Source organism: Acidobacteriota bacterium (assembly GCA_030774055.1).
In the GTDB taxonomy this organism is placed as follows: Bacteria; Acidobacteriota; Terriglobia; order Terriglobales; family Acidobacteriaceae; genus JACPNR01.
In genome coordinates, this window is record JALYLW010000094.1 from 1 (window position 1) to 10,628 (window position 10,628).

Annotated in this window: 11 protein-coding genes; 4 read left to right on the forward strand and 7 right to left on the reverse strand. The window is 59.8% G+C overall.

Annotated elements, in window-relative coordinates:
- Positions 1-19: 19 nt before the first annotated feature.
- Positions 20-1,132: a M48 family metallopeptidase gene (locus M3P27_07585; protein MDP9268175.1), complete on the reverse strand. Its 1,113-nt coding sequence runs from the start codon at positions 1,130-1,132 to the stop codon at positions 20-22.
- 209 nt (positions 1,133-1,341) lie between these two features.
- Here M3P27_07585 and M3P27_07590 point away from each other — a divergent pair, with 209 nt between their 5' ends.
- Positions 1,342-2,628: an aminotransferase class V-fold PLP-dependent enzyme gene (locus M3P27_07590; GenBank protein ID MDP9268176.1), complete on the forward strand. Its 1,287-nt coding sequence runs from the start codon at positions 1,342-1,344 to the stop codon at positions 2,626-2,628.
- A gap of 411 nt (positions 2,629-3,039) precedes the next feature.
- Here the strand turns inward: M3P27_07590 and M3P27_07595 are convergent, their stop codons facing one another.
- On the reverse strand, positions 3,040-4,386 hold the full coding sequence (locus tag M3P27_07595; protein MDP9268177.1) for an inositol-3-phosphate synthase: 1,347 nt from the start codon (positions 4,384-4,386) through the stop codon (positions 3,040-3,042).
- A 203-nt stretch (positions 4,387-4,589) separates the two neighbouring features.
- Here M3P27_07595 and M3P27_07600 point away from each other — a divergent pair, with 203 nt between their 5' ends.
- Positions 4,590-5,426, forward strand: a complete 837-nt coding sequence (locus M3P27_07600; GenBank protein MDP9268178.1) for an SDR family oxidoreductase — start codon at positions 4,590-4,592, stop codon at positions 5,424-5,426.
- Here the strand turns inward: M3P27_07600 and M3P27_07605 are convergent.
- From M3P27_07605 to M3P27_07620, 4 genes are read right to left on the reverse strand one after another with little or no spacing between them, the layout of a single operon-like run.
- Positions 5,423-6,046, reverse strand: a complete 624-nt coding sequence (locus M3P27_07605) for a DedA family protein (protein MDP9268179.1) — start codon at positions 6,044-6,046, stop codon at positions 5,423-5,425. The two genes, M3P27_07600 and M3P27_07605, sit on opposite strands and share 4 nt — an antisense overlap.
- Positions 6,047-6,067: 21 nt before the next feature.
- Positions 6,068-6,337, reverse strand: a complete 270-nt coding sequence (locus tag M3P27_07610) for a hypothetical protein (protein ID MDP9268180.1) — start codon at positions 6,335-6,337, stop codon at positions 6,068-6,070.
- Positions 6,338-6,346: 9 nt separating this feature from the next.
- Entirely contained in the window at positions 6,347-6,574 is a 228-nt protein-coding gene (locus tag M3P27_07615; protein ID MDP9268181.1) for a hypothetical protein, read from the reverse strand.
- Positions 6,575-6,632: 58 nt separating this feature from the next.
- Complete coding sequence (locus M3P27_07620; protein MDP9268182.1) at positions 6,633-7,481, reverse strand: heme-dependent peroxidase; 849 nt, start codon at positions 7,479-7,481, stop codon at positions 6,633-6,635.
- 66 nt (positions 7,482-7,547) lie between these two features.
- Between M3P27_07620 and nth the strand changes: the two genes are divergently transcribed.
- Positions 7,548-8,291 (forward strand): endonuclease III, encoded by a 744-nt coding sequence (gene nth, locus M3P27_07625; GenBank protein ID MDP9268183.1) that lies wholly within the window; start codon positions 7,548-7,550, stop codon positions 8,289-8,291.
- 90 nt (positions 8,292-8,381) lie between these two features.
- Positions 8,382-10,304: a S9 family peptidase gene (locus M3P27_07630; protein MDP9268184.1), complete on the forward strand. Its 1,923-nt coding sequence runs from the start codon at positions 8,382-8,384 to the stop codon at positions 10,302-10,304.
- 10 nt (positions 10,305-10,314) lie between these two features.
- Here M3P27_07630 and M3P27_07635 read toward each other — a convergent pair.
- A partial coding sequence (locus tag M3P27_07635) for a uroporphyrinogen-III synthase (protein MDP9268185.1) occupies positions 10,315-10,628 on the reverse strand: 314 nt, incomplete at its 5' end.

Here is a 10,628-nt window from a genome sequence, read left to right on the forward strand (position 1 = left end):
GCTCTTAGTGACGAAAGATTCAGTCGCGCTTCTTGAGCGTTGGCCTATCGTCGTCTGACTTCGTATCACCCTTGGAATTGCTCGCTGTACTCCTACGCAAGCTCGGCCGGTTATCCTTCTCGTCTACCAGCTTGCGACGATTCTCGATCGCGGCCAGCCTCCCCTTCACTTCATCGAACTCGGAAGTGCTGACCAGGTATTGCTCGCGCGCCGGTAGCACCTGGGCGATCTCCTTCTGCGTACTCGTGATGCGGTCGGGAGTAGGAGGATGCGAGGAGAAGGCCTTGGCCAATGTGCCGGGCCGCTTCTTCTCCTTGGCTTGTACCTTCTCGAAAAAACTGACATAAGCCTGCGGGTCGTAACCTGTCTTGTACATGTACTCGAGGCCAAGGTAATCGGCCTCCGACTCGAAGCCGCGCGAGAAGCTCATGAACGTCATAGGCACCGCGAGGTTCGCCGCCATACGGGCTGCGTACCCAATGCCACCACCGATAAAGATCAGGGGGATCGAAGCCAGGTTGGCGATCTGACTGCGCGTCATCTGCCGGGCAGCATGGCGCGCCGCCACGTGCGCGATCTCGTGTGCCATGACGCCGGCTAGCTCCGCCTCCTCGTCGGCCGCAAGAATAAGTCCTGTGTTCACGTAGAAGAATCCGCCAGGCAGCGCGAACGCATTTATCTCGTCGGAATCGATGACCTTGATAGTGAACGGCACCTTAGCATCGGAGTTACGCACGAGATTCTGCCCGATCCTATTCACGTATTCAGTAACGACCGGGTCTTGCACCAGTTTGGCGCTCGACTCGATCTGTTGGGCATACTGCTTGCCCATGGCGATTTCTCTCTCGAGCGAATACCAATTGCCTAAGCCACGGTTGCCGATGCCACGGTTGCCGATGGCATCCACGTCTTCCTTGCCACCGCGCTTCTTGTTGCCTTGGGCGGGCTTTTGGTCAGCAGGCGCGGGCGTGTCTAATTGGGGCGGCTGATTCGCGGGAACGCTCGCTGGCGGAGTCGCCGATGGAGCTTCCTGCGTAGATGCATTAGAGGGCTCTTGCGCCACCAAGGCACGAGTAACTCCCAGAGTCGAAAACAGGAGCAGGGCAACCAGGATAGGGGCTCGGAACTTCATGGAACACTTCCTTGCGAGGACGCACCGTCGCGCCTCGATTATATGCCGTTGATACTTGGGCTGGCGATGGATTAGACGCTTCTCCCTTACATTGGACGCACAAATCAGCCACTTCCGTTATCCAGCAACTCGCATTTTCGGCTCCGCTGCCCTTGCCCGACCTGGCTGCCAGCCAATAAGATGGCGCCCGCTACGTCAAGGAGGTCGCTGTGCTCGACCGCCGCTCGTTCCTTAGGACCGCTGCCAGCCTGACTGCCAGCCTCACACTGCCGCCCACCCTGCTGCAGGCCCTTTCCCAGCCCGCTCCCGCGCTTCCGCCGCCGCCACTTTCCGATACGGATGAAGAAGCGTACTGGTCGCAGGTACGGCAGCAATTCCTGATTCCGCCCGATGAGGTCTACCTGAATAACGGCACCGTCGGCTCCTCACCGATCCCCGTGCTGCAGGCCGTGTTTAGCGCCTACAAGGACACCGAGAAGATGGACCAACCGGATGCCGAGGACTATCCCATCTGGGGCTACGGCCCATGGAACGAGTTCCGGGATCCGCTAGCAGGATTCGTCGGCTGCAAGCGCGATGAGATCGCGCTGGTTCGCAACTCAACCGAGGCCAATAGCTATATCGCCAACGGGATCGATATGAAGGCCGGCGATGAAGTCCTGATGACCGATCAGGAGCACCCCTCCGGCAACGGTCCGTGGGATCTGCGCGCCAAGCGCTATGGCGTGGTGGTGAAACGTTTCGTGCTTCCCAAGCCGCCGAAGACGCCGGCCGAGATCATGAACCGCCTGAACGACGCCCTCACGCCCCGAACACGCGTCATATTCGTCAGCCATATCACCACGGTCACCGGCGTCGTCTTGCCCGTCAAGGAGATCTGCGCTTTGGCACGCTCGAAGGGCATTCTTTCTGCGATTGACGGGGCCCATACCACTGGGATGATGAAGCTGAACATCAGCGAACTGGGCTGCGACATGTTCGCTTCCAGCCCACATAAATGGTTGCAGGCGCCAAAGGGCTCTGGCTTCCTCTACGTTCGCGAAGAGATGCAGGATCGGCTCTGGAGCACGATCGCGACCGCCGGTTGGGATGACCCCAAGCTGAAAGCCGAGCGCTTTCAGCGTATCGGAACGTCGAATGTCCCTTCTCTCCACGGCTTCCGTGCTGCCATCCAGTTCGCGCGTTTGTTGGGGATCGAGCGGATCGAAAAGCGTCATCGCCGGATGGCGGATTACCTGCTTGGCGAGATGATCAACCGCGGGGCCCAGTCCTGGACCTCGCCGGACCCAGCGATGCGCTGCGCCATCGTCACCGTCAACGTCCCTCCGGTACAGCGCATGGATCTGGAAAACTGGCTGTGGAAGACGAAGAAGATCCGTATTCGCGGCGGGGAGCCTTCGAAGCTTCGCCTCTCGACGCCCTATTTCCTGTTGAAGGCGGACATTGATCGGTTCCTATCGGCTTTCGATGAGTACAAGAGGGTAAAGAAAGCGTAGCGATTCAAGGAGTGGCCGAGCACAGCGCCTGTTGGTCGGGAAGTCGCAAGATCAGGACCGATTGCGCTACCCATTCACCGGTCTTATCCTGCATGGCGGAGACCTGCACTACTGTGCCGTTTCTAAGATCATCCGCCGGGATCGCGGAGCGAGCCGCTTGCGGCCCCGAGGCGGCGTACCCGAAGCGGGCCGTCGAAACCTCCACGCGGCGTACCGTGCGCCCGCGTGCCCTGATATATACCCATTTACCCGGCGGATCCTGCGTCGTACCGCGCACGACCGTGCCGCCGAACATCCCCACCGGTCCTGACCCCAGGGCGGGGACAAGGAGTCCCCCGACGAGGATGGCGGTTGCCGCGAAGTGCCTCATGGTTTTTTTGATGCGCCTCTTCGCCCCGGCGTGCCGCAGTTCTAATCGTAATATTCCAAGCCAAGGTGAGTGATGAGCTGCTCGCCTTTCAGGTGCCGCAGAGTGTTCTTCAGCTTCATCAACTGGATGAACAGGTCGTGCTCCGGATACAGCCCCGGCGCAGTCATCGGCGACTTGAAATAGAAGCTTAGCCACTCCTGGATACCGATCCCCCTCAACTGGCCCGAACGCTGCGCCAAATCGAGGAATAGAACCAAGTCGAGAACGATGGGCGCCGCGAGGATCGAGTCGCGGCACAAGAAGTCGACCTTGATCTGCATCGGGTAGCCGAGCCAGCCGAAGATGTCGATATTGTCCCAACCCTCTTTGTTATCCCCGCGCGGCGGGTAGTAGTTGATGCGGACCTTGTGGAAGATATTTCCGTAAAGGTCGGGATACATCTCCGGCTGTAGGATGTGCTCCAGCACGCCAAGCTTCGACTCCTCCTTTGTCTTGAACGACTCCGGATCGTCGAGCACCTCGCCATCGCGGTTCCCCAGGATATTGGTGGAGTACCAGCCACTCAACCCGAGCATGCGCGCTTTGAAGGCAGGCGCGAGCACAGTCTTCATCATCGTTTGGCCGGTCTTGAAGTCTTTGCCGCAGATGGGCGCGTTGTTCTGGCGCGCGAGCTCGTGCATCACCGGCAGGTCCACGGTAAGGTTTGGCGCGCCATTCGCGAACGGGACCCCTTCCATCAATGCAGCGTAGGCGTAAAGCATGGAAGGAGCGATGCCGGCATCGTTCTTCTCCATCCCCTTCTCGAACTTCGCCAGGGAGGAGTGAACTTCACCCGGCCGCAGGAAGATCTCGGTCGAGCCGCACCAGATCATGACCAGGCGGTCCGCTCCCGATTTCCTGCGGAAGTCGCGAATGTCGGCGCGCAGCTGCTCCGCGAGGTCGCGCTTGTTCTTCCCCTTCTTCACGTTCGTGCCATCCAGCTTTTTCACGTAATGACGATCGAAAACCGCTTTGCGCGGCTTGATGGTCTTGAGGAAGGGCTTCACCTTGTCCAGTAGCTCCGTCTCGAGCACACCGGCCTTGCGTGCGGCGGTGTACATGTCGTCGGAAAAGATGTCCCAACCGGTGAAGACTAGGTTGTCGAGCTGGGTCAAGGGAACGAATTTGTTGATCAGGGGCGAGTGGCCTTCAGTACGCTTACCCAGGCGAATGGTGCCCATCTGGGTGAGCGAGCCGATGGGCTTCGCATACCCCCGGCGGACCGCCTCCACACCCGCAACGAATGTGGTCGCCACCGCTCCCATGCCGGGGATCATCACCCCTAGCTTGCCCTTGGCGGGAGCGATCCCGCCGCCAGTAGTGCTGTTCTCTTTACGAAAGAATGCCATCACGCCCCTGTCAGAATCAGGATGATTTCCGAAACTCGCTATCTTCTCGTACCGCGCGATACTTTGTAAATGACAAATGCCCCCAGCCGCGGTAATTGTGGTGTAAGTGGTCAAACAGGTGCGCGAATGGAGCGCTGCGCCGCGCGTCACTGGGCGCGAGACGGCGTAGACCCACCGCAAAGCCTTTGAAGAACGGAGACGGCATGGAGAAGGTCACACTCATCACCGGTTGCTCGAGCGGCTTCGGGTTGCTGGCTGCGGTAGAGATGGCGCGCGCCGGGTTTCGCGTTGTCGCAACCATGCGCAACCTGGACAGGCGGGGACCGCTCGATGCCGCCGCAAAGGAAGCCGGCGTGGAGTTGGATGTCCGGCGACTCGACGTCACCGAGTTCGATTCCCTCGCTGGATTCGTGGGGCAGCTCGTGCAGGTTCACGGCCGCCTTGATGTGCTCGTCAACAATGCTGGCTTTTCCGTCTCCGGGTTCGCCGAAGACATGCTACTCACCGAGATTCGGCAGCAGTTCGAGACGAACTTCTTCGGACACGTCGCGATGACGAAAGCGGTGCTGCCCGTGATGCGGAAGCAGCGTTCGGGGCACATCATCATGATCTCCTCGATCAGCGGGCTGGTAGCCCAACCCGTGATTTCCAGCTACTCAGCCTCTAAGTACGCATTGGAGGGCTGGAGCGAGGCGCTGCGGCTGGAGACACACTCGCTGGGCGTCCGCGTGGTGCTGGTCGAGCCGGGCGCCTACGCTACGGACATCTGGGTGAAGAACGTCGTGCTGGGCAAGCGCGTCAATACACCAGAATCGCCAAACTATGAGCGCATCCGGCGCTTTGTGCAGTTCGTGCAGCAGGAAGTTCCTAAGCGAGATCCGCGCGAGGTCGCCCGCTTGATCTTGCGGATCGCACAGGACCCGGAGCCGCGGCTCCGCTATATTGCCGGCACCGACGCGCACCTGGGCTACTGGATGAAGCGATTGCTTCCCTGGAAGACTTGGGAGCGGATGGTCGCCCGGCACACAAGAATCGACTAGCTCTCCCGCATGCGATGCTGCCAACGGGACCACACGAACCAGGCCACGCCCGCGACGATCAGAACTCCAATCACGATATCGAACTGGTGGAAGTACTTTCCAAGCGAGCGCCAGTTTTCTCCCAGTTTCATTCCCAAGTACGCCAACGCAAAGCACCACGGCCACGATCCGAGGAACGTATAGATGTGGAACCTGACCCGCGGCATGCGCGCGACGCCCGCTGGGAGCGCAATAAAGGTTCGGACAACGGGCAGCAATCGCCCGATGAATACTGCCGCATGCCCCCAGCGATGAAAGAATCGATCGGCCCACTCCAACTCGTGGCGCGAGAGCAGCAGATAACGGCCGTACTTCTCGACCAGCGGACGCCCGCCGTAGTATCCGACCTCGTAGGCCAGAACCGAGCCTACATTGCATCCGAGCGCGCCCGCTGTCGCTGCCCAGAAGAGGTTGAACTTGCCTTCATAGACCAGGTAGCCGGCGAAGGGCATGATCAGTTCGCTGGGCAGCGGGATGCACGCCGATTCGATCGCCATCAGGACAACGATGCCCCAATAGCCAGTCGCACCGATCACCCACTTGATGAACAGAAAAACGGCGCCAAGTATCTTTTCGATCATGGATTGGTCGTTGTTCGGGGATCAAGCTTGCGCGGCGCCGCCCACGATCTTGTCTTCGTATTGGGCGACGGCTTCGGATACGTCTTTCTCGCAGTTGCTGCAGGTCGCTTCTCCGCCCTCGTTCTCTACGCCTTCACTGTCCACGATGATTGAGCCGCTCGATCCGTAGTCTTTCTCTTGCTCATCCCACTCGAACGCCTCTTGCACGGTGGCGTTGGTGATGTTGCAGCCAGTGAGTGTGATGATGTAGTCGTGGGCACCGCAATGGGGACAAGTGAAGGGCTCGGCCATCGAAGGCTCCTAGAACTCCTGCGCTTCCTGGGTGAACGTATAGCCAGGCAGAGTGGCGGTGTCGGCGGTCTTTACTACTTTGACTCGAACAGTATCGGTGCTGGCGGCGCTGGCGTCCGCATGGCGCAGCATGGCGTACTGGGTGAAAACTTCGCTATACAGCTTGGTCACCAGGTAGTTCTGCCCAGTCTGATCGTTGCGCCAGACTTGGCCGAGTTGAATGGACTTTACAGACATGGCGCTCCCAGAAGAGGCAGAATGAAGATAGCCGCGTGCGACCGTGCCGTCAAACGCATCACTCCGGCAGATTGCCCGCAAGCAGATCGCCCAGTCGCGGTGCTGCGCAGCGCACGCCTAAGAAAAACTGACCAAACAGCGCATACACCGCGCTCACCTCATCAAACCGCATCTCGTAGATAAGCTTCTTGAACTGGAGCGGATCATCGGCGAACAGATCTACTCCCCACTCCCAATCATCGAAGCCGATGGAACCCGTGATGATCTGCTGCACCTTGCCGGCGTAGCGTCGGCCGACCAGGCCGTGGGCTTCCATCTGCCGCTGACGCTCTTCGATCGGCAGTGTGTAGAAGTTCTTGTCCTCGCCGCGCAGCCGGTTCATGGGGTAGAACGATACATACCGAGCAGCGGGGACCTTCGGCCATAAGCGCGATCTCATCGCCTCCGACTGTCGCACGATCGTCGCTTCGACAGCAGTCTTCCATTCGGGAGAATTGGGCTCTACCCCCTTTTCCAACAGTTCGCGATAGAGCTTCACAGAAGAGTCATACAGCCCTAATTCCACGACCGAGAGGTAGGTTGTGGTTGGTTCAAGATAGTCGACCAACCGCAGGTTCGACATTGCCAGCTCAGTCGACTTCAGGGCAGCGAACGAATCGCGGAAGTGGATGAGCATCAGGTCAGCCTTGTGACCCAACATGGCAAAGAGGGCGCTCTTCCCTTCCGCCTCCAGCGGCTCGAGCCACGCCTTGGCCTCATCGGCGATCGCCAGGCGCTCGCCTGCCGGCAGTCGCTTCCACTCTGGCCACCGGACGCGCGCCATCTGATGCAGGACGGTCGCACCCTCCAACGTCAGCGGCGCTGCCGGAAGTCCGACCTCCGCCCGAATCCCCGTCTTACTGGACATTCGCAACCCTCGCCATCAAAGCCTCCATTGTAATCGTTGCCTGCCAGAAGTTACTCTGACCACTCCATGCGCAGGCGAAAACCTCAACCGCCCACCCGCCGCAAGAAGTCCGTCCCGCGCGGACAGGTGAAGTTCACTCCTCCCGAGCCGAAGCGCGTGGCGGAGATCCTGCGGCGCCTCGACCTTGCCTACCCCGAAGTGACCTGCGCGCTGACCCATCGCAGCGCCTGGGAACTCTTGGTCGCGACCATCCTCTCCGCACAGTGTACCGACGCGCGGGTGAACCTGGTGACTCCCGTCATCTTCAAGAAGTATCCGACCCCCCAGGATTTCGCCCGACTCAAGCCGGAAGAACTCGAACCGGACATCCGCTCGACCGGGTTCTTTCGTAACAAGTCGAGATCTATCGTGGGCGCTGCGAAGAAGATCGTTCAGAGCTACGGCGGCCAAGTCCCGCAAACAATGGAAGAACTGCTCGAGGTCCCCGGCGCCGCGCGCAAGACGGCGAACGTAGTGCTCGGCACGTGGTTCAAGAAGGCGGTTGGCGTGGTGGTGGATACGCATGTCCACCGCATCTCACGGAGACTCGAACTCACCAGCAATGACGATCCCAAGAGCATCGAGCAGGACCTGATGCGAGTGATCCCCCAGCACAAGTGGATCGACTTCTCGCATCAGATCATCCACCACGGTCGCGCCTTATGCGTGGCGCGGAGGCCAAAATGCGCGGAGTGCCCCCTGGAGAACATCTGTCACGCCGCCGACAAGACCTGGACCACCGTCGAGGTGCACAAGTGGGCCAAGCCCTGACGCGATGTAAACTCGCTCTTCGTCCACCAGACAATCGAGGACGCTATGCGCCATCTTCTTATCCTGATATTTGTGATTGCTATGACCACAATGTCGATCGCCGAACAGAGCGTAGCCTTCATCACTGACCCGAAGCAGGTGATCAGCCAGAAAAAAGCGAACGCGCAGAGCTTTGACCTGGAAAAGCTGTACCTGACGCGTTCGGTCGGCGCGACGGATTGGTCGCCGGATGCCAAGCAGATCGTCTTCGTAACTAACGTCAGCGGTCGCAATAATCTTTGGCTGGTGCCGGCGGGCGGCGGCTGGCCGGTGCAGCTCACCGTGAGTAATCAACGGCAGACGTCGCCGGCATGGTCTCCCGATGGGAAGTCCATCGCCTACGTGTCCGATTACGACGGTGACGAGCAGTGGGACGTCTTCATCGTTTCGCCGCTCAGCGGCGAGGTCATCAATCTGACAAAGACTAAGGATATTTCTGAAGAGGGCCCGGCGTGGTCGCCGGATGGCAAGTGGCTCGCCTACATCGTGAAGCCACGAAGCTCGTCGACTTACGAGATTGACCTGGTGAACGTGCTGACCAGGCAGGTTAAGCACCTGACCACGGGAACACCGAAAGAGCAGAGTAACTTTGGCCCCATCTGGTCGCGCGACGGCAAGCAGATCGTGTTCACGCAGCAGCACGCGACTGGCAAAGATTCGAACGTCTTCTTAGTTGACGTCGTGACCGGGCAGCGCACCCTGCTCACGCCGCATACGGGTGAATACAACTACACTGCGAGTGATCTCTCTCCCGATGGCAAGCGGGTGCTGCTGACGTCGAATGCCGGCAACGGTTATGACAACGTCGGCCTGCTCGACGTCGGGAGCAAGAAGATCGAGTGGCTTACACAGGACAAGTGGGAGGTTAACTCCGCGAATTTCTCCCCCGACGGCACACTTGCCACCTGGACGGCGAATGTCGATGGCAACCAGGAGATCTTTACCTGCGACCTGGCGACGAAGAAAGCTGTTTCCCTGCCATTGGCCAAGGGCGTGAATTCATTTGGTGGCGCTGAGTCCCCGTTCACGCGCGACGGCTCACGCCTGCTCTTCTATCACAATGGCGCCAACGCCCCACAGGACATCTGGGTTTATGACCGAGCCAGCAGCTCGTCACACCAGATCACCAGCAGCTTCGTCGGGGGCATCCGAGGGGAGAGCATGGTCGAGCCTTACCTCGCCCACTATCCCTCGAAGGACGGCAAGTGGCAGATCTCCGCCTTCGTGTACATGCCACACAACCTTGAACGCAACGGGCAGAGTCCGGCACTCGTTTACGTGCACGGCGGGCCGCAGGCGCAGACGATGAATTCCTTCAACCGCAACGTGCAGTACCTCGTCAATCAGGGTTATGTGGTCATCGCGCCGAATTATCGCGGCTCCACCGGATATGGAAAGGAGTTCCAGGACGCCAACCGCTTCGACATGGGCGGCGGCGATCTCGCCGACTGCGTCGCGGCAGCCGACTGGATAAAACAGACCGGCTACGTCGATCCGAAGAAACTGGTGATCATGGGCGGCAGCTACGGCGGCTACCTGACCATGATGGGAGTGACCAAGGCCTCGGACGTTTGGGCCGCCGGCGTGGCCATCGTCCCGTTCGTCAACTGGTTCACCGAGATCAAGAACGAAGACCCACTGTTACGCGAATACGACATCGCCACCATGGGCGATCCGGCCGACCCGAAAAACAAGCAGCTCTTCGAAGACCGCTCGCCGGCATATCACTTGGATAACATCAAGGCTTCACTGATGATGCTCGCTGGTGGGCACGACCCACGCTGCCCTGCTTCAGAGACGCGCCAAGTCCAGGAAGCTATCGAGAAGCGCGGCGGCAAGGTCGAAGTGAAGATCTACGAGAATGAAGGTCACGGCTTTGCCAAGGTCGAGAACCAGATCGACGCGTACAAGCGCGTGGCGGCCTTCCTTAAACTCCACGTCCCACCCGCGGAATGTGGCTGCACGCTCGAGTAAAGCTCCAGGATCACCGTTGCAAGCGCACTTCTCTGTGGCAGAGAACGATTGCCCTTACCAGACCCGACATCGTGTACTCCTTTGCCTCGATCGTCGGGTTGAGGCCAAGCTCGCGCAGCGTGGCGGAGGTCACTGGCCCGATCGACGCTAGGGAGGTTCCGGCAAGCAGGTGCTTCTTCCGGCCGAGAAGGGTGATGAAATTGCGAGCCGTCGACGAACTGGTGAATGTGATCACGTGCGGGCGGCGCGCGCGTTTGGCGAGCGCGGCCCGCAGCCGCTTCCCCGAGGCCGCAGGGACCGCCGTCTCATAGGCTTCCACCACGG

Excerpts from the sequence above, each read along its gene's own strand:
- M3P27_07610 (MDP9268180.1), bottom strand. The coding sequence starts at position 6,337 with ATGGCCGAGCCCTTCACTTGTCCCCATTGCGGTGCCCACGACTACATC.
- M3P27_07600 (MDP9268178.1), top strand. The coding sequence starts at position 4,590 with ATGGAGAAGGTCACACTCATCACCGGTTGCTCGAGCGGCTTCGGGTTG.
- M3P27_07620 (MDP9268182.1), bottom strand. The coding sequence starts at position 7,481 with ATGTCCAGTAAGACGGGGATTCGGGCGGAGGTCGGACTTCCGGCAGCG.
- M3P27_07615 (MDP9268181.1), bottom strand. The coding sequence starts at position 6,574 with ATGTCTGTAAAGTCCATTCAACTCGGCCAAGTCTGGCGCAACGATCAG.
- M3P27_07595 (MDP9268177.1), bottom strand. The coding sequence starts at position 4,386 with ATGGCATTCTTTCGTAAAGAGAACAGCACTACTGGCGGCGGGATCGCT.
- M3P27_07630 (MDP9268184.1), top strand. The coding sequence starts at position 8,382 with ATGTCGATCGCCGAACAGAGCGTAGCCTTCATCACTGACCCGAAGCAG.
- M3P27_07585 (MDP9268175.1), bottom strand. The coding sequence starts at position 1,132 with ATGAAGTTCCGAGCCCCTATCCTGGTTGCCCTGCTCCTGTTTTCGACT.
- M3P27_07605 (MDP9268179.1), bottom strand. The coding sequence starts at position 6,046 with ATGATCGAAAAGATACTTGGCGCCGTTTTTCTGTTCATCAAGTGGGTG.
- nth (MDP9268183.1), top strand. The coding sequence starts at position 7,548 with ATGCGCAGGCGAAAACCTCAACCGCCCACCCGCCGCAAGAAGTCCGTC.